This is a genomic window from Haladaptatus sp. CMAA 1909 (genome assembly GCF_043952005.1).
Lineage (GTDB): Archaea > Halobacteriota > Halobacteria > Halobacteriales > Haladaptataceae > Haladaptatus.
Genome location: NZ_JBIOAV010000001.1, coordinates 2,502,992 through 2,524,469 on the forward strand (window position 1 = coordinate 2,502,992; position 21,478 = coordinate 2,524,469).

21 protein-coding genes are annotated in these 21,478 nt (G+C 63.4%); 15 read left to right on the forward strand and 6 right to left on the reverse strand.

All coding sequences use genetic code 11. The annotated features are described in order from the left end of the window. The first annotated feature begins 169 nt into the window (after positions 1 to 169). From ACGYLY_RS13655 to ACGYLY_RS13695, 9 genes are all read left to right on the forward strand, one after another. Positions 170 to 1,402: an ABC transporter substrate-binding protein gene (locus tag ACGYLY_RS13655; protein WP_395281054.1), complete on the forward strand. Its 1,233-nt coding sequence runs from the start codon at positions 170 to 172 to the stop codon at positions 1,400 to 1,402. A gap of 2 nt (positions 1,403 to 1,404) precedes the next feature. Further along, on the forward strand, positions 1,405 to 2,628 hold the full coding sequence (locus tag ACGYLY_RS13660; protein WP_395281053.1) for an ABC transporter substrate-binding protein: 1,224 nt from the start codon (positions 1,405 to 1,407) through the stop codon (positions 2,626 to 2,628). Between the two features lie 2 nt (positions 2,629 to 2,630). Further along, positions 2,631 to 3,869 (forward strand): ABC transporter substrate-binding protein, encoded by a 1,239-nt coding sequence (locus tag ACGYLY_RS13665; RefSeq protein ID WP_395281052.1) that lies wholly within the window; start codon positions 2,631 to 2,633, stop codon positions 3,867 to 3,869. A gap of 159 nt (positions 3,870 to 4,028) precedes the next feature. Beyond that, positions 4,029 to 5,255, forward strand: a complete 1,227-nt coding sequence (locus ACGYLY_RS13670; protein ID WP_395281050.1) for an FAD-dependent monooxygenase — start codon at positions 4,029 to 4,031, stop codon at positions 5,253 to 5,255. A 5-nt stretch (positions 5,256 to 5,260) separates the two neighbouring features. Next, positions 5,261 to 5,437: a hypothetical protein gene (locus tag ACGYLY_RS13675; RefSeq protein ID WP_395281049.1), complete on the forward strand. Its 177-nt coding sequence runs from the start codon at positions 5,261 to 5,263 to the stop codon at positions 5,435 to 5,437. 30 nt (positions 5,438 to 5,467) lie between these two features. Next, the gene (locus tag ACGYLY_RS13680; protein ID WP_395281048.1) at positions 5,468 to 8,335 is read left to right on the forward strand and encodes a bacterio-opsin activator domain-containing protein; all 2,868 of its coding nucleotides are present in this window, start codon (positions 5,468 to 5,470) and stop codon (positions 8,333 to 8,335) included. 145 nt (positions 8,336 to 8,480) lie between these two features. Continuing rightward, positions 8,481 to 8,624 (forward strand): rubrerythrin-like domain-containing protein, encoded by a 144-nt coding sequence (locus tag ACGYLY_RS13685; RefSeq protein ID WP_231186833.1) that lies wholly within the window; start codon positions 8,481 to 8,483, stop codon positions 8,622 to 8,624. Positions 8,625 to 8,631: 7 nt separating this feature from the next. After that, entirely contained in the window at positions 8,632 to 9,933 is a 1,302-nt protein-coding gene (gene gdhB / locus ACGYLY_RS13690) for a glutamate dehydrogenase GdhB (protein WP_395281047.1), read from the forward strand. 72 nt (positions 9,934 to 10,005) lie between these two features. Continuing rightward, positions 10,006 to 10,344, forward strand: a complete 339-nt coding sequence (locus tag ACGYLY_RS13695; protein WP_395281045.1) for a DUF6176 family protein — start codon at positions 10,006 to 10,008, stop codon at positions 10,342 to 10,344. 44 nt (positions 10,345 to 10,388) lie between these two features. Here the strand turns inward: ACGYLY_RS13695 and ACGYLY_RS13700 are convergent, their stop codons facing one another. Continuing rightward, the gene (locus tag ACGYLY_RS13700; protein WP_395281043.1) at positions 10,389 to 11,396 is read right to left on the reverse strand and encodes an LLM class flavin-dependent oxidoreductase; all 1,008 of its coding nucleotides are present in this window, start codon (positions 11,394 to 11,396) and stop codon (positions 10,389 to 10,391) included. A gap of 111 nt (positions 11,397 to 11,507) precedes the next feature. Between ACGYLY_RS13700 and ACGYLY_RS13705 the strand changes: the two genes are divergently transcribed. Beyond that, positions 11,508 to 11,636 carry a hypothetical protein gene (locus ACGYLY_RS13705; protein ID WP_395281042.1) on the forward strand — a complete coding sequence of 43 codons (129 nt, stop codon included), beginning with the start codon at positions 11,508 to 11,510 and terminating at the stop codon, positions 11,634 to 11,636. A 35-nt stretch (positions 11,637 to 11,671) separates the two neighbouring features. Here ACGYLY_RS13705 and ACGYLY_RS13710 read toward each other — a convergent pair whose 3' ends face one another. After that, positions 11,672 to 14,653: an FAD-linked oxidase C-terminal domain-containing protein gene (locus tag ACGYLY_RS13710; RefSeq protein WP_395281041.1), complete on the reverse strand. Its 2,982-nt coding sequence runs from the start codon at positions 14,651 to 14,653 to the stop codon at positions 11,672 to 11,674. 370 nt (positions 14,654 to 15,023) lie between these two features. Between ACGYLY_RS13710 and ACGYLY_RS13715 the strand changes: the two genes are divergently transcribed. Then, the gene (locus tag ACGYLY_RS13715) at positions 15,024 to 15,323 is read left to right on the forward strand and encodes a PadR family transcriptional regulator (RefSeq protein WP_231186837.1); all 300 of its coding nucleotides are present in this window, start codon (positions 15,024 to 15,026) and stop codon (positions 15,321 to 15,323) included. Here ACGYLY_RS13715 and ACGYLY_RS13720 read toward each other — a convergent pair. From ACGYLY_RS13720 to ACGYLY_RS13735, 4 genes are read right to left on the reverse strand one after another with little or no spacing between them, the layout of a single operon-like run. Next, on the reverse strand, positions 15,320 to 15,967 hold the full coding sequence (locus ACGYLY_RS13720) for a hypothetical protein (RefSeq protein WP_395281040.1): 648 nt from the start codon (positions 15,965 to 15,967) through the stop codon (positions 15,320 to 15,322). The genes ACGYLY_RS13715 and ACGYLY_RS13720 overlap by 4 nt on opposite strands. Before the next feature lie 54 nt (positions 15,968 to 16,021). After that, complete coding sequence (locus ACGYLY_RS13725; RefSeq protein ID WP_395281039.1) at positions 16,022 to 16,408, reverse strand: hypothetical protein; 387 nt, start codon at positions 16,406 to 16,408, stop codon at positions 16,022 to 16,024. A gap of 48 nt (positions 16,409 to 16,456) precedes the next feature. Further along, positions 16,457 to 17,143, reverse strand: coding sequence for a hypothetical protein (locus ACGYLY_RS13730; RefSeq protein WP_395281038.1), 687 nt, complete (start codon positions 17,141 to 17,143; stop codon positions 16,457 to 16,459). Beyond that, positions 17,140 to 18,018: an NAD(P)H-binding protein gene (locus ACGYLY_RS13735; RefSeq protein ID WP_395281037.1), complete on the reverse strand. Its 879-nt coding sequence runs from the start codon at positions 18,016 to 18,018 to the stop codon at positions 17,140 to 17,142. Before ACGYLY_RS13735 ends, ACGYLY_RS13730 begins: the two co-directional genes overlap by 4 nt. An 81-nt stretch (positions 18,019 to 18,099) precedes the next feature. On the opposite strand from ACGYLY_RS13735, the gene ACGYLY_RS13740 reads away from it, so the two are divergent. The 4 genes from ACGYLY_RS13740 to ACGYLY_RS13755 all read left to right on the forward strand — a co-directional run bounded on the left by ACGYLY_RS13740 (position 18,100) and on the right by ACGYLY_RS13755 (position 21,041). Next, entirely contained in the window at positions 18,100 to 18,579 is a 480-nt protein-coding gene (locus tag ACGYLY_RS13740; protein WP_395281036.1) for a DUF456 domain-containing protein, read from the forward strand. Positions 18,580 to 18,739: 160 nt separating this feature from the next. Next, on the forward strand, positions 18,740 to 19,021 hold the full coding sequence (locus ACGYLY_RS13745) for a hypothetical protein (RefSeq protein ID WP_231186843.1): 282 nt from the start codon (positions 18,740 to 18,742) through the stop codon (positions 19,019 to 19,021). 56 nt (positions 19,022 to 19,077) lie between these two features. After that, the gene (locus tag ACGYLY_RS13750; RefSeq protein WP_395281035.1) at positions 19,078 to 19,839 is read left to right on the forward strand and encodes an HpcH/HpaI aldolase/citrate lyase family protein; all 762 of its coding nucleotides are present in this window, start codon (positions 19,078 to 19,080) and stop codon (positions 19,837 to 19,839) included. After that, on the forward strand, positions 19,836 to 21,041 hold the full coding sequence (locus ACGYLY_RS13755; protein ID WP_395281034.1) for a pyridoxal-phosphate dependent enzyme: 1,206 nt from the start codon (positions 19,836 to 19,838) through the stop codon (positions 21,039 to 21,041). The genes ACGYLY_RS13750 and ACGYLY_RS13755 overlap by 4 nt, the downstream gene beginning before the upstream one ends. The last annotated feature ends 437 nt before the right edge of the window (positions 21,042 to 21,478 follow it).

The window sequence follows — 21,478 nt, forward strand, 5'->3', positions numbered from 1 at the left end:
GCCCGAGTTCGACGACCACCCGACGCGGCCGAAATCGCATGCGGTTTCGTGATGTCGGAATCGTGTCAGCGTTAATTGGGAGTGAACGGCACCTGAGAGCCACAATATCGATTGTTTTAGGCTTGCCTAAATCAGAAGGGTTAAGATATTTTAGGCGAGCCTAAATAATATGTCAAAGGATGACAGCGGTCAGAGCGACCCGACTCGCAGGAAGTACGTGAAGTACGGCGGGGCAGTCGTCGTCGGGCTACTTGCCGGCTGTTCCAGTAATGGGTCGGACACGATCCCGGCAGGGACAGCGACCGAGACAGACACCGGCACTGACTCGGAGGCCGTAACGACGACCGATACCGAGACGACGACGGCCGAGGATGGACCGTACTCGGTGGCGATGTCACCGGTCGGCACCGTCGAGTTGGAAACACCCCCGGAGAACGTCTTCACCGTAAGTCCCCATCTCGCGGGGATGACGGTCGCACTCGGTCACGGAGATGCGGTGAATTCGATCTACGCTCCCGAGTACTTCGACGATATCTGGAACAAATTCCTCGAACGCCTCCCCGGTGTTTCCGTCAATTGGGCGGACGTGGCTACTACGTGGAACCCCGGTAAAGAACTGCTCTACGAACTCGACAGCGACCTCCATCTCGCCGACCCGGTCTATATGGTCGCGATGATGGACGCCTGGGGACGCAGCGATATAGAGGAAGTTCGGAACAACATCGCTCCGTTCTTCGGCAACATGTACAGCAACGGGAACACCACCACGCCCGACTGGGCTGGGGGTTATCAGTACTACACTTTGTGGGATATGTTCGAGAAGGTTGCACAGGTCTTCCGCGAGACTGACCGGTACGACGCTCTCACGTCGATCCATCGGAACGTGGTATCGAATATCGAGAGCAATCTCCCGTCGAAAGGAGACCGTCCGACGGTCGCAAACGTCATTCTCGCCGAGAAAGCGGTGTACGTGTACAACATGAACGGGCCTGGGTTCTACCGTGCGCATACGAGACCGCTCGGCGCGGTCGACGCGTTCGAACGGATCGCGGTCGATTCCTCGGTGGGCTACGAGAAACTCATCGACGCGGACCCCGCCATCCTCCTCCTTACCGACGGTATGGCGGGGGGCACCGATATGGACGAAAAGCGACAGCAGCTATACGATGGCGCTACACAAGCCATCTCCGCGGTGGAAAACGACCGCATCTATCCCCTCGGGACGCGGCTTCAGGGACCCCTCGTCAACCTGTTCCAACTGGAGATGACCGCCAAGCAGTTGTACCCCGAGCGGTTTGGCGAGTGGCCAACCTACACGGGCGGCGCGTATCCCGAAATTCCGGAAGAAGAACAGCTGTTCGACCGGCAGCGACTCACGAACATCGTTAACGGAGAGTTCTGACCATGAGCGACGAGACAGGTAGTACCGAGGCACCGACCCGGAGAGAGTACGTGAAGTACGGCGGCGCGGTCGTCGGCGGCGGACTACTGGCCGGGTGTGCAGGTGACAGCGCACCGGAGACGACACCCGCGGAAACGTCTGAAACAACGACGACAGAGCGGAAGACGACGACCACATCCGAGACGGATTCCTCGTACGAAGTCACCGTCGAACCGTACGGTCCCGTCGCGTTCGACGAAGTCCCGAAAACGTACGTCACGATGGGCTCGGGTGCGTGGACGGATATCGGCTTTGCGTTCGGAAACGAGCCGATAGCGATGTCGATGAGCTACTACCCGTTCCAGTACTATCGGTCGTTGCCCGACGTCTCGTTCGACGAGAACGCCGTCACTGATCTCGGTGAGGTCAGTGCGATGAGCACCGAACAGCTGTTCGAAATCGACGCGGACGTTCACATCGTCGACAAGCAACTCGTCGCCAGCTATTCGGGTTGGGACGGCGACGGTTTCGATCAGATAGAGAACAACGTGGGGCCGTTTGCCGGGTCGTACATCCGCGGGGAGTGGAGCGGGAACGCGCTCGGAATGGAGTTTTCGTTCCCCTACTACACGCTCCCGGAGGCGATCACCCTCGTCGGGAACGTATTCAAGCAACGGGAACGAGCGTCGGTGTGGACCCGCCAACTCGAATCGTTTACGGCTGACATCGCAGACCGATTACCCGAATCAACGCCGGACGTCGGGATCATCTACTCGGGTTCGGACCCGAGTAAGGGCACGTTCTTCATCGCATCGCCTACCGCGGCCGGAGTTGGGAACTTCCCGTACGGAGTGCTCGACGTTACGAACGGGTTCGCGGATCTCACCGACGCCGAAACGTATCAAACGGACTACGAGGGGCTTCTCGAAATGGACCCCGACTACATCTGTGTCGATTCAGCGATCAGCCAACTCTCTCCGCAGGAGTTCGAGTCGAAATTCATCGATACGATGAGCGATGACCCCGTCGGACGGGAACTTTCGGCCGTGAAGAACGATGCCGTCGTCCGTGGTTGCGGCCGGCATCAGGGACCGATCATCGCACACTTCGAAACCGAAGCGATGGCGAAACAGCTCCACCCGGACGAATTCGGCGCGTTCGACCCCGAACGTTTCCCCGAAGTTCTCAAGGACGAACGGCTGTTCGACCGCCAACGCCTCGCTGACATCATCAACGGGGAGTTCTAACAATGAGCGATAACGACAACAAACGGACGACCGAGGCACCGACGCGACGCGATTATGTGAAATACGGCGGGGCGGTCATCGGTGGCGGACTGCTTGCCGGGTGTACGGACGACAGTGGTGCGGAATCGACGGCGACGGAAACGACATCGGGAACCGAGACTGCGACTGCATCGGGGAGCGAGACTACGGCATCGGAAGACGGGCCGTACTCGGTCACGATGTCGCCCGCCGGTGCCGTCGAGTTCGAGCAACCTCCCGAGAGCGTGCTCACGATTCTGCCCCATCACGCCGACATGGCGCTCGCGGCCGGACACGGTGATGCCGTCGCCGCGATGCTGTACAACCCCGAGTACAACGACACGATTTGGGGGAAATGCCTCGATCCCCTCCCGGGCGTCTCCGTCCAGTGGCAGGACCTGCCGGGGTCGTGGAACCCGAGCAAGGAACTGCTGTACGAACTCGACTGCGACCTGCACCTCGCCGACCCGGCCTACATGACGATGATGAAGGGTTGGACCACCGACGACGTCGAGGAAATCGGCGACAACGTGGCTCCGTGGTTCGGGAACGCGCTCAGCAACGCCCACAAGGAACCGCCGTCGGGATGGGACGGTGACTACGAGTACTACACGCTCTGGGAAATTTTCGAGAAAGTTGCGCGAGTATTTCAGGCGGAGGAGCGTTATGAGGCGCTCGAATCCGTTCACACCGAGATGGTATCGCACATCGAGTCTAACCTCCCGCCCGAGGACGAGCGGCCGACCGTGGCGATGATAATCCTCGTGCAGGGAGAGGACAGCATGTACACGTACGCTCTCAACGGTCCCGGTTTCCTGACGGCTCACACCCGGCCCCTCGGCGCGACGGACGTCTTCGCAGACGTACAGACCGAATCGACGGTCGATTACGAGGCGCTCATCGAGGCCGACCCCGACGTCATCCTCTGCCTCGCCGGAATGTCCGACTATCGGCACGTGACGAAGACCCGCGAGCGCTTGGAGGACGACCCGACGACCAAGTCGGTGTCGGCCGTGCAGAACGGCCGCATCCACACGCAGGGCGGGCGAAATCAGGGACCCCTGATGAACCTCTTCCAGACCGAGATGGCGGCCAAACAGCTCTACCCCGCCGTCTTCGGCGAGTGGCCGACGTACACCGACGGCCCCTACCCCGAGATTCCCGAGGACGAGCAACTGTTCGACCGCCAGCGCGTCGCGGACATCGTCAACGGAACGGTCTAAGCGTCGTTCATCGACGGCGCGATGATCCATTTCGGATTATACACGCTCGAAACCTTTTCTACCCCTTCGCCTCGATTTTCACTCGTCCATGCGAACTCGTCGTCGCTCGCCGTTTCTCCGACGCATTTTCACGCAGAGATTCGCCGCGGGGGACAGGCGATGACCACCGAGTCCGCCGACGTGGTCGTCGTCGGTGCCGGACTGGCCGGATGCGTCGTGAGCTATCTCCTCGCTCGAAGCGGCGTCGAGACGGTCCTCGTCGAACGGCAGCGCACGTTGGAACGCGAGTTTCGAGGCTACGGCTTTCGGCCGCCGATTCCGCGGCTCTTCGGGGAGATGGACCTCCTCGCGGACGTCGAGGCCCTTCCCCACGAAACCATCTCCAGCGGAACGGTCGTCGCCTACGGAAAATCGTACCCGGTGTTCGATTTCAACGACGAGCGGGTGCTGTTGCTGAAACAGCCGCCGCTGCTTCGACTCCTCATCGAACGCGCTCGGGAGTTCGATACGTTCACGTTTCACAGCGGAACGACGTTCGACGGCTTTCGCCTCGAGAACGGTGCGGTCGCCGGAATCACCGCCACGTCCCGTCCCGGCGGCGAGGAACACGAAATCAGTAGCCGACTCGTCGTCGGGGCGGACGGTCGGTTTTCGACGACCCGGAAGGCCGCCGGAATCGGCGTGGAAATGGACGAAACCGGCGCTGAAGTCGTCTGGTTCAGGCTGCCGCGCGCGGCGGCGGACTTCACGACCCACATTCGCATCGAGGAGGAGGGAGTACTGGTCTACTCCCCGCTCAGCGAGCACGAATCGCAGTACGGGTTGCTGATTCCTGCCGGACGGTATCCCGCAATGCGGGACCGTGGCATCGCACGGTTTCGACGCACCGTCGCGGGAATCGAACCCGCGATCGCGGACAGCGTGGAATCAGACCTGACGTCCTTCGACCAATGCTCGCTGCTTTCGATACGCTCCGGCCTCGCGGACCGGTGGACGGACGACGGATTCCTGCTCATCGGAGACGCCGCGCACGTCGCGTCGCCAATCGGTGCCGAGGGCAACAACCTCGCCATTCAGGACGCCGTCGTCGCACACCGTCTGTTGACGCCGGCGCTCACCCGCGGCGATGGGCCGATTCCGAACGCCGTCCTCCGTCGCGTCGAGGGAAGCCGTCGCCCCGACGTCGAGGAGGCGATAGCGGGACAACGGTCGAGGGGTCGGGGCTTGGCCTCGCTGCTCTCGTCCCGCGACTGCCTCCCGAACGCCCTCGAACCGCATCTGCTGCGGGGTGGTGCCGCGGTGATGAGTCTCTTGGCGCGACTGCCGACCCGTTCCGAGAACGACCACGCCGAACCGTCCGTAGACCGGACGCTGTTCGCGGAGTGAGTTCGATGGTTTTCGGCGGATTTCAGCGACTGCCGGTGCGCGGTTCGAGCGACGGCGGAAACGTCCGCCTTCTCTTCGACGCTCGTACAGCGAGACGGTTCGTTCGACTGTCCTCCATCACGCGGCTCTTCCCCGCGCCGTTCGTTGACCGCGGTTCGCACTCGATTCGAATACCGACGTGATTTAACAACTCCTTGCGTCATCTCCCCACCATGGAACCGACGCGACGCCCCGCGGACTCTCCCACGGGACCGATTTCGGTCCTCGTGGTCGGCGACCCGAACTGGCGGGAATCGCTCGTCTCTGGCCTTTCGACCGCCGAGGAAGTCCTCGTCACGACCGCGGTTCGCGGCCACGACGGGTACGAGTGGCTCACGTCACAACCGGGCGACGTCGATTGTATCGTCTGTGCACCCGACCTGGCGGATATGTCTGGCGTGAGCTTTCTGGAAGTCGTTCGAACCCTCTACCCCGACCTTCCGGTGGTCCTCCTCGACGCCGACGCGGACGCGACCGTCGCCAGCAGGGCCGTCGCCGCCGACGTGACGGAGTACGTTCCTGTCGACGCTCAACCCTCACTCACGGAGGACCTCCTCCGACGCATTCGCCGGGCCGCGGTCGAATATCGAACGGCGCTGACCCGCCGCCGAAGAGCGCGTCAGTTCGATGCGCTCTTCGACGACCCCCGGTCGTTCATGTGGGTCATCGACCCGGACGGAACGCTTCGGCGAACGAACCACACCGCCCTCGACTTTCTCGATGTTTCACCGGAGTCGGTGGCCGGAGCGTCGTTCGCCGAATCGCCGTGGTGGGTCCGATCGGACGCGTCCCCCGAGGCGGTTCAGGACGCCCTTCGAACCGCGAGGGGCGGTTCAGTCGCGCGGTTCGAAACGTCCTTCGACGCTCCGGACGGGTCCGTCGAACTCGACGTCTCGTTCCGTCCGGTGACCGACCGAGGGGGGACCATCGTCAGCGTCGTGGTCGAAGCGCTCGACGTGAGCGAACGCGCCCACCTCGAACGGGAACTCCGCGAGTCCGAGGAACTCCACCGGGTCACGCTCAACAACATGACGGACACCGTCCTCGTCACCGACGACGCGGGCGAGTTTACCTACATCTGTCCGAACGTCCACTACATCTTCGGCTACTCGGTCGAGGAGATTCGGGACCTCGGGAGCATCGACGCCCTCCTCGGTGACGACCTCTTCGACCGGGAAGCGCTCGACTCCCACGGGTTGCTCACGAACGTCGAGTGTACCGCAACGGATAAAGCGGGGCGCGAACACACGCTCCTCGTCAACGTGAAGCGGGTTTCGATTCAGGGAGGGACGACGCTCTACAGTTGCCGCGACATCACCAAGCGAAAGGAACGCGAGCGGGCGTTGACCGCGCTCCATCGGACGAGCCGCGACCTCCTCTACGCGGAGACGACTCGGGAAATCGCCACGCTCGTCACCGACGACGCGACCGACATCTTCGACGTGGACGACTGTGCCGTCTACTTCTTCGACACGGACGCGAACGAACTGTGGCCCGCCGCGGCGACGGAGGCCATCGAATCCCTCTCGGGTGCGCTGCCGACGGTCCGACTCGACGAACCGAGCGCGCTCGGACGGGCGTTCGTCGAACAGACGACGGTCGAGTTCGACGACGCGGACGACCCCGTCGTCTTCTCCCCGACCGCTATCGAACGACGGAGCGGTCTCTTCATCCCGCTCCGGGATCACGGCGTCTTCGTCGCGGCGGACGAACGCGGGTCCCTCGACGCGGTAACGAGGGAGATAATCGACCTCCTCGCGGCGACCGTCGAGGCGGCGCTGGACCGTATCGAACGGGAAGACGAACTGCGCGACCGCGACCGGGAACTCCAGCGACGGAACCGCCAACTCTCCCGGTTGAACCGGACGAACGGGATAATCCGCGAAATCGATCACGCCCTCGTTCGGGCGGACTCGCGCGAGGAGATAGAGTCCGAAGTGTGTGAACTCTTGACCGCGAGCGACCGATTCGATTTCGCGTGGGTCGGCGACATCGACCCGAGTACGGGCGTCATCGAACCCCGTGCGTGGTCGGGCGACGACCGGGGATATCTCGACGCCGTCGACCTGTCCGAATCCGGCGACCCAGCGGGGAGAACGGCGGCGACGGGGTCCGTCTCGGTCGTCTCGAACGTCGCGGACGATTTGCGGGGGACGTCGTGGCGGAAGGAAGCGATATCGCGCGGGTTCCAGTCGATAATCGCCGTTCCGCTGACGCACGGCGATGCCGCCTACGGAGCCCTTTCGGTGTACGCCGGTCGTCCGGACGCGTTCGACGACAGGGCGCGGACGGTCATCTCCGAACTCGGGGAAACCATCGCGTCCGCCATTCAGTCGGCCGAGCGAAAGCGGGCGCTCGTGAGCGACACCGTCGTCGAACTCGACTACCGCATCACGGACGAAACCTGCGTCCTGCACGCGCTCTCGCGGCGGACGGACGCCACCCTCGAACTGAAGGGCGGCGTCCGCGAACTCGACCCGGGTGCCCGAATCCTCGTCTCCGTGTCGAACGCTTCGCCGGACGCCGTCGTTACGGCCGCAAATACCGTCGTCGCCGTCGAATCCGCCCGCGTCGTTTCGACCCACGCCGACGGCGGATTGGTGCAGTTGACGCTCACCTCGCCGTTCGTCGCGACCAGGTTGGCGGAGTCGGGTGCGACGCTCGAACGCCTCCGCTCCGATAACGGCGACACGACGGCGACGATATTCGTCCCCTCGCCCGTCACGGTCCGAACCATCGACGACGTTCTCTCGGACGTCTACCCGTCGTCCGAACTCGTCGCACAGCGCGAACGCGAGCGACCACCCGAAACCGGGGGTCGGTTCCGCGAACGGTTCTTGGACGAGATCACCCATAGACAACTCGAAGTCGTCCAGACGGCCTACTACAGCGGCTACTTCGACTCTCCTCGGACGAACGACGGTGCCGCCGTCGCCGCCATGCTCGACATCTCGTCCGCTGCGTTCTACGAACACGTGCGAAAGGTCCAGCGGAAACTCCTCGGTTCGGTGTTCGACGGAATTCGGTCCGTCTCGGAATAGGTTGACTATCTAGCCCCACCCGTTCTTTACTGCCTCTCTATTCAACCGCTTCCTACTTCCCCTCTTCGCAAAAATTGCGATGTAGGGCGGCGACCTGTCCGTATCGTTTTCGATAGCGGGTCGTCGTCCACCGGAGGACTTCCCGATGCGAGATATAGAACACGACCCGACGACGGAATCGAAGTACGAATGTCCGCGCTGCGGTACCATCGTGACGGCAACGCACCACCCCGGAACGTGCACCGACTGCCACGTTCATCTTCGTAACAGAGGGACGCCCCTCGAATAGTTTCCCTATGGCATCCAACACCGTACATTCGGGATCGAAATCGGACGCGGACGAATCGACCGACGACGCCGCGGAATCGGCGCTCGATACCGCCAGACGGCAGTTGAATCGCGCGGCCGAGGGTATGAATATCGACCCGAACATCGTCGAACGCCTGCGGTACCCCAGACACGTCCATCGCGTTACCGTCCCGCTGAAGCGCGACGACGGGTCCGTGGAGGTGTTCACCGGCTATCGAGCACAACACGACAGCGTGCGGGGGCCCTACAAGGGCGGCCTCCGGTACCATCCCGGCGTCACCGAGGAGGAGTGTATCGGCCTCTCGATGTGGATGACGTGGAAGTGCGCCGTCATGGACATCCCCTTCGGGGGCGCGAAGGGCGGCCTCGTCGTGAATCCGAAGCGCCTCTCGGAGACGGAACGGGAGCGCCTGACCCGACGGTTCGCACAGGAACTCCGCGACACCGTCGGGCCGAACCGCGACATCCCGGCTCCCGACATGGGAACCGACGCCCAGACGATGGCGTGGTTCATGGATGCCTACTCGATGCAGGAGGGCGAAACCCAACCCGGCGTCGTCACGGGGAAACCGCCGGTCATCGGCGGCTCGTTCGGACGCGGAGAGGCACCCGGCCGCTCCGTGGCGCTCGTAACCCGCGAGGCGTGTGAGTACTACGATTTCGGCCTCGACGGAACGACCGTCGCGGTACAGGGATTCGGAAGCGTCGGCGCGAACGCCGCCCGCCTCCTCGACAAGTGGGAGGCGACAGTCGTCGCGATTTCCGACGTGAACGGCGCGGCGTACGACCCCGACGGTATCGATACGGGTGACGTCCCGTCACACGAAGAGGAACCGGAGGCCGTCACCCGGTACGGCGCGGAGCGCATCAGCAACGAGGCCCTCCTCACGCTCGACGTGGACGTATTGGTTCCCGCCGCCGTCGGCAACGTCCTCACGGAGGCCAACGCGGACGACGTGCGGGCGTCGCTCGTCGTCGAGGGTTCGAACGGCCCGACGACGGCGTCCGCGGACGCCGTCTTCGCCGAGCGGGACGTCCCGGTGATACCGGACATCCTCGCCAACGCGGGCGGCGTCACGGTCTCGTACTTCGAGTGGCTACAGGACATCAACCGCCGCCAGTGGTCGCTCGAACGCGTGAACGACGAACTCGAAGCCGAGATGCTCGCCGCGTGGAACGACGTGCGCGAGGAAGTCGAGAAGCGGGCGGTGACGTGGCGCGAAGCCGCGTACGTCGTCGCCCTCTCGCGTATCGGGGAAGCTCACCGCGTTCGCGGCCTCTGGCCCTGACGCGTATCGTCTGCCGGTCCGCTCCCGTCCCCCAGCAGAAACTTATTGTTCCGTTCACACGTCGGGTCGGTCATGACCGACGTCGTCCTCGTCAGACAGGAAATCCGTCCCGGAAAAACGGAGCGTCTCCGCGAGTGGTGTGCCGAACTGGAGTCGCGGGAAGAGGAGGTGTTCGAAACCCTCGACAACGAGGGTGTCTATACGGAATGTCGGTTCCTCCGCTCCACGGCCGACGGCGATTTCCTGTTCACCTTCATGGAGGCGGCGGACATCGCCGAATCGAAAGCCGCCGTCGAGGACTCCGATTTCGACATCGACGACGAACACGCGGCGGTGATGGAGGAAGTGCTCGTCGATGGAAGCACGGAACTGTTGGACTCCCTCGACACGTTCGTCGCCGAGCGGCCGTAAAACAACGGAAACGGTGGGGGTGTGTGCTCCTCGCGTATAGTACTTTACTCGCGAACGACCGGTGCAACTTCGTTCCCCAACCGTTCCACGCACTCCACCATCGCGTCGGTGCCGATGCCGGGGTGGTAGGTGCGGAAAATGAAGTGGACGTCGTCGCCCAGCGCGTCGCGGTACTCGTTCAACTCCCCTGCTACCTGCTCGGGCGTGCCGAAGATGGCCTGTTCTTTCAGTTCTTCCTTCCGTTCGGGGTCGAGTTCGTCCACCGATTCGCCGGAGAAGATTTCGGCGTAGCGTCGCTGGATGTAGAAGAAACCGGGTTTCATGATCTCCCACGCTTCCTCCTTCGAGTCGGCGACGAAGCCGTGCTGGAGGACGTACACCTCGAAGTCCCCCTCGATGTCTTCCTTCTCGCGGACGCGTTCGATGTCCTCCTTTCGCTTTTTGACTCCCTCGATGGAGAGCGAGGAGGGTGCACACCACGCGTCCGCGACGCGGGCGGCGCGTCGGACGGCGGGTTTGACCGACCCGCCGTACATGATAGGTATCTCCGATTCGGGTTTCGGCGTCACGCTCACGTCGGCGGACACGTCGTGGAACTCGGCGTCGTAGTCGAGCGGTCCGTCGGACCACGAGGCGCGGAGGAGGGCCGTCAGGTCGGTCATGCGTTCCACGCGCTCCTCTCGGGGGACGCCGAACGATTCGAACTCGCGGGGGTTCGACCCGATGGCGAGACCCATCGTCAGTCGCCCTTCGGCGAGCAGGTCCACCGTCGCGGCGTCCTCGGCGAGGCGAACTCCGTCGTAGAGCGGCGCGAGTGCGATACAGGTCCCGATTTCGACGGTTTCGGTGCGAGCGGCGAGCGCCGCGAGCGAGGGCATGGTGGCCGGGAGGTACCCGTCCTCCGCGAAGTGGTGTTCCGACACCCACATGCTGTCGAGGCCGGAGTCGTCGATGACCTCGCCGAGTTCGAGCATCTCGTCGTAAATCTCGGTCATCGAGCGGTCGTCGTCCGGTCGTCGCTGACAGGTGAACAGCCCCGTCCCGAGTTTCATGTTCGGAAAATCGGACGGCGGTACCTTAATGGTTTATAAGTGGAAATTCGGCCGGTACTCGCTCGGCATCCCCACCACAAGACTTACCACACGAGTTGGAAAATCGAAACTATGGATGGTCCACTCACCAGTTCCGGCCCGAAGAAACCGGATAGTTCGATACTGAACGCGTTCAAGCCGGTGATGGTGTTGCTCGCGTTGCTCGTCCTGTTCTTCGCCGCGATGTACTTCCTCGGCTGAAACGGCCAAAAACGGGTCGGAAACGGTGAATCGCGTCAGTACGACGTGCTCCCCCGTGGGAGCGCCTCCGCTACCTTTTCGATGGGATGGGGCGGACGCGAGTCGTGGCCTTCAAGTTGCGTCCGGCAGGACGCGCCGGGCGCGACGACGGTTTCGGCGTCGCTCTCGTCCACCTGTTCGAACAGGATTCGACCGATGGCCTGCGAGAGGTCGTACTGTTCGGCGCGGTAGCCGAAACTGCCTGCCATGCCACAACACCCGCTCTCCAAGGGGTCCACCGCGTAGCCCGCCCGCCGGAGGACGCCGACGGCGTGGTGGTCCCGCCCGAGCGCCTTCTGGTTGCAGTGGCCGTGATAGGAGAGCGACTCCGTCACCTCGCGGAACTCGATGTCGTCGTCGAGTCGCTTCCTGTCCACGAATTCGCAGACGCCGAAGGTGCTCGCGCCGACCCGCTCGACGGCGGAGTCCGACACGAGGTCCTGATACTCGTCCTGCACCATCACCGCGTCGGAGGGTTCCACGAAGACGACCGACCAACCCTTCGAAACAGCCGGTTCGAGCGCCGAGACGTTCTTCTCCGCGTTTTCTTTCGCCGTATCGAGAAAGCCCTCGGAGTAGGCCGCCCGGCCGCTCGGCGCGAGGTTTGAGGGAACTTGCACGTGGACGCCCGCCGCTTCGAGGACGCGGACGGCGGCCTTGCCGGGTGCGGGATAGCTGTAGTTCGTGAAGGTGTCGGGCACGAGGACGACGTGCTCCGTGGCGATGTCCTTCGGAACGCGGGGGCCGCGCGCCTCGAACCACTCCTCGAAGGACTCCCTGCTGAACGACGGGAGGTCCCGTTCGGGCGCGATTCCGAGGAGTTTCTCGGCGATGACGTCCGACCCCGGAAGTTTCGTCGCCCAGTTTGAAACCGGGGCGAGCGCGCTCCCGAGCGCCGAAATCGTGTCCGCGTTCGCGAAGAAGCGGTCCCGACGACTCGGGCCGCGCTCCTCGTGATGGGCGTGTTTCACCTCCGCTTTCAACTTCGCCAAATCGACGCCAGTCGGGCAGTCGCGGGCACAGCCCTTACAGCCCAAACAGAGGTCGAGCACCTCCTCCTGGAACCGGTCGGTGTACAGTTCCTCGGTCGGAATCTCCCCGCTGATGGCGGCACGGAGCATGTTCGCTCGCCCCCGCGTGGTCGCCATCTCGTCCTTCATGCCGCGATACGAGGGACACATCGTTTCGCTGCCGGTTTGACGGCAGGTTCCACAGCCGTTACACAGTTCCACGAGGTGCGAGAAGCCGCCCTCGTCGGAGAAGTCCTGCACCGTCGTCGGTTCGAGCGAGGAGTACTCGGGTCCGTACCGGAGGTGTTCGCGCATGTCGGCTCCCTCCTCGTCGCGGAAGACGACGGTTCCAGGGTTCAGCCGCCAATCCGGATCGAACGCCGTTTTGAGGTCCTGAAACGCCGCCCACAGTTGCGGGCCGTACATCTTCGGATTGAACTCGGTTCGGGCCAGTCCGTCGCCGTGCTCGCCCGAGAAGGACCCGTGGTGGTCGAGGACGAGCGAAGTCACGTCGTCGGCGATGGAGTGCATCGTCTCGATTCCCTCCGCGTCTTTGAGGTTCAGAATCGGGCGGATGTGGAGCGTCCCGCTCCCGGCGTGGGCGAAGTAGGCCGCCGACGTGTCGTGGGCTTCGAGCACGTCCATGAACTCGCGCACGTACTCGGCGAGTTCCTCGGGCGGCACCGACGCGTCTTCGATGAACGGGTACGGTTTCGGGTCGCCCTCCATGCTCATCAACAGGGGAATCGCCGCCTTCCGGAGCTTCCAGAGGTCCGCCTGCTCGTCCGGGGTGTAGGCTTCGAGTACGTCGAACGCCTCGCCCGCGTGGACGAAGTGGGCATTCGTCTCCGCGATGGCGTCCTCGAAATCGTCGCACATCTCGCCGTCGAACTCCAGCATGAGGGCTGCGGCGGCCCCTTCGGGAATCGGTTCGGCGTACGCGGCGAACTCCGAGGAGTTGCGCGCCAGACGGAACACCTCGTCGTCCATCAACTCGACGGCGCTCACGTCGAACTCCAGCGCCTCCGGAACCGCCTCCATCGCCGACACGAGGTCGTCGAAGCAGTAGAGCGCGAGCGCGGTTTCGTCGGGACGCGACACCAAATCCAGCGTCGCGCGGACGACGACGCCCAAGGTCCCCTCCGCCCCCACGAACAGTTTCGAGAGGTTGATGTAGCGCGTCCCGTCCCGTTCGAAAATCACTTTGTGGAGGTTGTAGCCGCTGACGGAGCGTTTGAGCGTCGGATAGCGCCCTTCGATTTCCTCCGCGTTCTCCTCGACGAGTTTTCGGACGGTGCGGTACAGTTCGGCTTCCTGGTCGTCCTTCCCGACGATTTCGTCCCACTCCTCGCCGTCGAGTTCGACGTCGCGGGTGTGAATCAGCGACCCGTCCGCGAGGACGACGTCCAATTCGGCGGTGTAGGCGTCGGTGATGCCGTAGCGGACGGAGTGTGCGCCCGTGGAGTTGTTGCCGATGCCGCCGCCGATCGTCGCTCGATTGGAGGAGGCGGGGTCGGGGGCGAACTTCAGCCCCCACTGTTCGAGGTGGTCGTCCAAATCGTCCTGCACGACGCCGGGTTCCACGACCGCCTGCCGGGCGTCGGGGTCCACGTCGAGAATCGAATCCATGTGCCGCGAGCAGTCGAGGACGATACACCCCGGCCCGACGGTTTGCCCGGCGAGCGAGGACCCGGCACCGCGCGGGAGGACGGGCATGTCGTGGTCGGCCGCGACGCTGACGGCGGCCTGCACGTCCTCCACGTCCGTGGGAAGGACGACGCCTGCGGGTTGGGCCTGATAGATACTCCCGTCGGTCGCGTACAGGACGCGAGTGTATCGATCGAACCGGACCTCCCCGTCGATGGCGCTCTGCAAGTCGTCCGCGAGGGAGGGGTGGGCGTCGGGGGGTTCGTGTCCGAGAGCGGTGCGGTACGTCTCGAAGTCGGGTTGGTCGTCCCGAATTGCCATGAAAAATCCAACCGTTCACACGGACATAAATCCGCGGTTGAATCCGTTAGCACGTAATATGATGAAATATATCGGTTGCCTTCCTGATGTATCGGGAGACACGGTAGACCGGTTCAGAAACGTATACGTTTTCTGTCGTCACACGCGGTTCGAGCGGTCCTTTTTTCGACGTGTCCTCCTCCGGGACGTGACGGGCGCGGGAGTATCTATAGAGTTTGGGGAGAGCCGGTTCGTATCGATTTATCAATACTCTCCGGAGAAAGGCCGGTGAAGACGCGTATCGAAAAAATCGCAAGCGGGCGTCGGGTATATCTCACTCCGGCCATCACTCTTTTGTCTGTTGCATGATTCTGTAGGGATAGGGAGAACCATGCACGACCTGACTGGTTTCCAGCGGGACTTGCTGTACGTCATCGCTGGTTTGGACGAACCGCACGGCCTCGCGATCAAAGAAGAACTCGAAGCGTACTACGAGAAGGAGATTCATCACGGGCGACTGTATCCGAATCTCGATTCCCTCGTGGACAAGGGATTGGTGGAGAAGGGCCAGCGAGACCGTCGGACGAACTACTACACGCTCACGCGCAGAGGTGCGCGCGAAATCGAAGCGCGCCGTGAGTGGGAAGAACGCTACGTCGGTCCCGACCTCGGCCAAACACAGACCGCTTAGGGAGAGAGAGCGGTGCCGAGGACGGCGGCGTTGAGCGCTCTGACGTGAGCGAAGACTGAACTCGAATCGTTTATTTTGTAGCCATCACCGGACGGTGTGAGGACGTCGAGTTCCTCCAACTGTTCGACGTGCATCCACACTGCTTTCCGGGAGAGTCCGACGTGGTCGTGCAGGTCGTCCTGCGTGAACTCCTCCGTTTCGTCCATGGCGAGGAGGGCGTCCAAGAGCAGGCGAACTTCCTCGGGATGTGCGAGGTCGCGAAAGCCGTCGGATGCGCCGCGTTCGTCCGCCGCGCTCCGCAACTCTCCGACGGCGTTGGCGACGACGCTTTCGGTGTTGGGCCGATACGTCTCTTCTTCCTTACGGAACACGCGAAGCGAAACGAGGTCCTCTAAACTCCGTTCGACCGCATCGACGTCGCAGTCGAGTTCGCGCGCGAGTTCGTCTACCTGCCATTCGCCACCGGTCGCTGCGGCGAGTCGAACCAGTTCGCGAGTCTCCGTGTCGCGGGTCAGAAAGAGCCACCCTGACGGGTATGCCGCCCGTGCGGCCCGAATTCCTTCCTCGTCCGCAAGCGTCCACATTTCGTCTCGATTGTTCGTCGTACGGAGGGTCCAATCGCGTGTGTCTACCTGGAGCACCATTAGTTTCCATTCACCCGCCGACGGTATATAATGGTTGTACTCCAATTCGATATCTCAGGTTGGATTCGATTCACAGGAAACGCGCCACGAGATGTCGGACCGTGCGATCAGTCGGTGATAAATGGCCTGCAGACCCGACGAACGCGTGTCCGGGAGGACGTGCAGTTCGATAGATCCGTATCTGACGACGACGCGGAACGTGGTATCGCGCTCTCGGTCGCGGACGAGGTACATCGGGACGGGAAGGTCGAACCAATCGCCGTAGGTGTAGGCCTCCCCGTCTAGCACGTCCTTGACGAGTGTCAGGAGGTCGCTCTCGGTGGGGTCGGAACTCGGCGACAGGCGGAAGAACGTCTCTCCCTCGTAGCGGACGCCGCCTTGTTGCGGATACGTCCGGCGCGGCCGGTGTGGAATCGAGAACGACGGGTCGCTGTCGGACATGACTGTGATACCTGTACCACCGAATAACACCGTCATCCGTTAAATAGTTCAGCCGCGGGTGCGGATGAAAATCGCGCTCCCCGACACACAGAACACGGCGACGACGTGTCCGACCAGCGCGAACACCAGCAGGTCGTACCCCCACACGAACGGTACGAGGACGAGTTGCAATAGCGCGAACCCGATGACGAAGGCGTCCACGCGCAGGAGTTTCCGCTGGGTGGCTTTCTCGGTCGGATACCGAACCGCGACCCAGAACCCGGTGACGCTCGCCCACCACGCGGTGCCGATGCGATAGCACACGTCCCACAGGACGAGCAATGTGAGGAACACCGCCGGAATCGGCGGCGAGGTCCCCAGAAGCGATTCGAGGAGCGGTGCGCCGGTCCGCGGGGTGTACACCAACAGGTACGTGACGAGGGCGACGTAGGCGATGACGCCGAGGACCACCTCGATGCTCGATCCGAACAACAGTTTTCGGTACGCCATCGGAATCGACAGATCTCGCATCCTTCGTCCGATGAGGAGCATCAGCGCGCTCCCCGTGGTGGCGACGACGATGGCCGCAGTGCCGGCCGGAACGGCGTTCCAGAGGTCGTATCGCCACGCGAGAAGCACCATCAGTCCCTCGAAGAGGACGAACTGAATCGTGAGTGCGAGCCAATCGGGAAACGTGACGCCCGGAATCGCATCGACGATGCTCTCGTACGTCCACCGATAGACGGGGCGACTCATGCGATGGAGCGCCGGACGGCGTCGTCGAACGGCGTCAACTCGATGGGGACGAGCGAGCGTATTCGGTCGTCCTCGACGACGGTGCGCGTCTTCAACCCGAGAATGAGCGGGTGGGCGACGTCCTTCGGAACGTCCGTCACCAGATCGACCCAGTAGGCCGATAGCTTGGGCGTGAGGACGGGGACGGGAACCATGGTAGAATGCGTGCCCAGCAGGTCGCCCGTTCGAAGCACCATCTCGCCGTAGGTGAGTACGTCCGGGCCGCCGATTTCGAACGTCTTCCCCGCCGTCTCGGGAACGTCGAGGACGCCGACGAGGTAGGCCACCACGTCCTCGACGGCGATGGGTTGGCAGTCCGTTCCGACCCACCGCGGCGTTATCATCAGCGGCAGTCGTTCCGCCAGTTGTCGAACCATGCGGAAACTCGCGCTGTCGCCGCCGACCACGATGGCCGCCCGGAGGACGGTCAGGTCGTAGGGTCCGGTGCTGAGGATGTACTCCACCTCGCGGCGCGATTTGAGGTGGTCCGAGAGGGTGACGCGTTCGCCGCCCAGTCCGGAGAGATACACGACCCGAGAAGGGTTCCCTTCGCGCGCAGCGGAGACGAAGTTCCGTGCGGCGACCCTGTCGTGGGCCATGAAATCTTCGCTCTCGCCCATCGAGTGGACGAGGTAGTACGCGGCGTCCACGCCGTCGAAGACGCCGCGAAGGCTCTCACGGTCGTTCAGGTCGGCCTCCACGACCGAGACGCCGTCCGGCGGGTCGTACGTCGAAGCGTTCCGGGTCATCGCCACGACGTCCTTGCCGCTCGCAACGAGTTCGGGAACGAGGTGGCGGCCGACGAACCCGGTCGCTCCGGCCACGAGTACCGTCATCGCCCGTAACTCGGATCGCTATCGTTCAAAAACTATCGGGCAACCTGAAGGGTTATGCCGCACAAACGCCATCCGTTCCACATGGATTGGCCCTTCCTCCTCGCCCTCGTCCTCCTGCTCGGCGGCGTCCTCGGGAGCGTCGTCCCGCTCCTTCCGGGCGTTCCACTCTCGCTCGCGGGCATCTACGCCTACTGGTGGTGGACCGGGTTCGGAACCCCCGGACTCCTCTTCGTCGTGATCGCGACGCTCCTCGGAGTCGCCGCCGTCCTCGCCGAGTACGCCGGTGGAGCGATTTCCGCGCGGGCGGGCGGCGGGTCCGTCTGGTCGGCCCTCGTCGCGGGCATTGTCGGCCTCGTCGCCCTCCTAACGACGGGACCGTTGGGGATGCTTCTCGCCGTCGCGCTCGCCACGTTCGCCGTCGAACTGGCACGAACGGGGGATTTCGAACACGGCACACGAACCGCTGCCTTCGCCGTCGTCGGCCTGCTTGCCTCGGCGGTGTTCCAGTTGCTCGTGACGGGCACGCTCCTCGTCGGCTTTCTCGCCGCGACGGTGTTCTAAGCGTGACTCCTCCTATCAATACATTTCGTTGTCACGAACGGCGACTTCGACCGAAAAATCGGAAGCAGTTTTCCGTATCGGTTTGCCGAATTACAGTATTGAATAATTTTAAGTCAGTTGCTTGATTTGTAGTTCACGAAAATCGTAGGCGATTCACTCCATGCAAGCTATCGAAATCACGTACATACTACTCAGCATCGTTCTCGCCGCGACCGGCCTCACCATGGTCGGCTTGGCAATGCGGGCGTATCTCCAAACGTCCCGTCAGTCGATGCTCGCCCTGTCGATCGGGTTCTCGGTTCTCGTCGCGGCCGCGATTGCAACCACGTTCAGCGCGTTCCTCACCGACTTCGAAAACAGTCGGATGCTCCTCACGGTGAACTACGGCGTCTCGACGGTCGGATATCTGTTCGTCATCTACAGCGTCACCGGCGCGGACTGAGAACGCGTATTTCCCCGACCCGGTGCTATTTTTCCCTTCCTCACATCACCCTCTTCATGCGTACACTCGCAACCGCCGTTCGCACGGGTGAGGCCGTGGTCGGGTCGTGGATCTCCATCGGCCACCCCGCCGTCGCGGAGATGAGCGCCGAACTCGGCTTCGACTTCGTGGTCATCGACGCCGAACACACGTCGATGTCGCTCGAAACCGTCGAAACCCTCGCCCGTGCGGTGGACGCAGCGAGCGGGGAGACGGAACCGCTCGTTCGCGTGGCCGACGACGACCCCGCTCGACTCAAACGCGTCCTCGACACCGGCGTTTCCGGTGTCATCGTTCCGATGGTCGAGACGGAAGCACAGGCCCGCGGAATCGCCGACGCGACACGCTATCCGCCGGAGGGAGTTCGCGGCGTCGCCGGATCGCGGGCGTCGCGCTACGGACGCGAACTCGCCGACTACTTCGAGCGCGCGAACGACGAACGCCTCGTCGTCACGCAGATAGAATCCGAACTCGGCGTCGAGAACGCCGCCGAAATCGCGGCCGTTGACGGCATCGATGCGCTCTTTCTCGGCCCGGCGGACCTCTCGGCGTCGCTCGGACGGTTCGACGACACCGAGTCGCTGGACACCGAGATTTCCGCTGTTTTGGACGCGGGACGCGACGCGAACGTTCCGGTCGGTAGCATCGCGCTCGCGTCCGAGGACGTGGAACGCTGGGTCGACGCCGGATTCGACTTTCAGGTAGTCGGCGTCGACGCCGACTACCTCCTCGACGGTGCGAGCCGGGCCAAACGAACCTACAAGGAGGCGATTCGATGACGGCGGAAAAGCCGCTCGAACGCGTCTGCTATCGGTGTGAAACCGAAGCGACGGCCGGTGCGCGATGCTCGTGCGGCGAACCGCTCTGGCTGAAAACCCCCGCGACGAAATTCACGTGGCCGGAAATTCCGGAATCGTCCATCTGGCGCTACAGGGCGTTGCTCCCCGGCACCCGACCGCCGGGTATCGGTTCCGTCGTCGGCGGAACGCCCCTGCTCCGTACGCCCGGATTGGATGAGTACGCGGGGTGCGTACTCCGAGTAAAGGACGAAAGCGCGAATCCGACGGGCAGTTTCAACGACCGCGGCAGTGCCGTCGGCGTCGCTCGCGCGTTTGATGCTGGCGACGCCTGGGTGGGCACGGTTTCGCACGGCAACATGGCGATGAGCATGGCCGCGACGGCGGCGAGCGCGGGGATGAATTGCCTCGTCCTGGTCCCCGACGACATCCCGCCGGAGCGACTGGCCCACATCGCCCAGTACGACCCGACGCTGTTGCGGGTCGAGGGCGATTACGGGCGACTGTACGACGTGAGCCTCGACCTCCCCAGCGTCCGGTTCGTCAACTCCGACGTCCCGCTTCGGGTCGCGGGCCAGAAGACGACGGCGCTCGAAATCTGCGAGGCGTTCGCCGAGTCCGACACCGCGCCGAACGCGCCCGACGCCATCGTCGCGCCCGTCAGCAGCGGCGGACACGCGAGCGCCATCTGGAAAGCGGTGTGCGAACTCCGCGACGCTAACCTCCTCGATTCGGAGTCGGTTCCCCGCCTGTACTTCGTGCAGGCAGCGGCCTGCGACCCCATCGCGAAAGCCTATCGAGCGGACGCGGACGACGTGTCGCCCGTCGAGGCCGGCGAGACGGTCGCGTACTCCATCGCGAACGCCTCCCCGCCGAGCGGAAACCGGGTCCTCGCCGCGGTTCGCGACACCGGCGGTGCCGTCCTCTCCGTTTCGGACGAGGCTATCATCGATGCGAAACGTCAGTTCGCGCGCCGTGCCGGTCTCTGCGTCGAACCAGCCTCCGCGACGACGTTGGCGGGCGTTCGTCGGCTTTCGAACGCGGGCGAGATCGGCCCCGAGGAGTCAGTCGTCGCCGTCGTGACCGGAACCGGATTCCGCGAACGTACTTCGAGTATGGATACTCCCGACGCCATACCGATTGCCGACCTTCCGGGGCGCATCGCGTCGCTGGTGTCCGGATAGCACCTCGCGAGAATCGTGTCGGTTTCGACCGTCGCGCCGTTGACGACCACCTCGACGCTCGTGAACACGATGCCGTTTCCGTACGGTTCGACCGTTTTTCCCTGCATCGGGCCGAGGAGCGCTTTACCCTGCTTTCCCGTGACCGTGTCCTCGTAGAACACCACGAGGTCGTACCGAACCCACTTCGGTTCGACCGAGACGGTCACGTTTCGACATGTGTAGTCGATGTCGGCGTTCACGCCGACCGCTTGGTATCCCGCTGCTCCGGAAAACTTCGGACTGCCGCCGCCCGTGACCACCCCGGTGCCCGCGACGACGACGACCACGACCACTGCGAGCGTTCCCGCCGTTCCCAATCTCCCCGCAGTTCCCCCGAAGCGCATACCGTTGGCACGCCGGGAAGTCGGTTATTCGTTGTTGCCGATGTGACCCGCCAG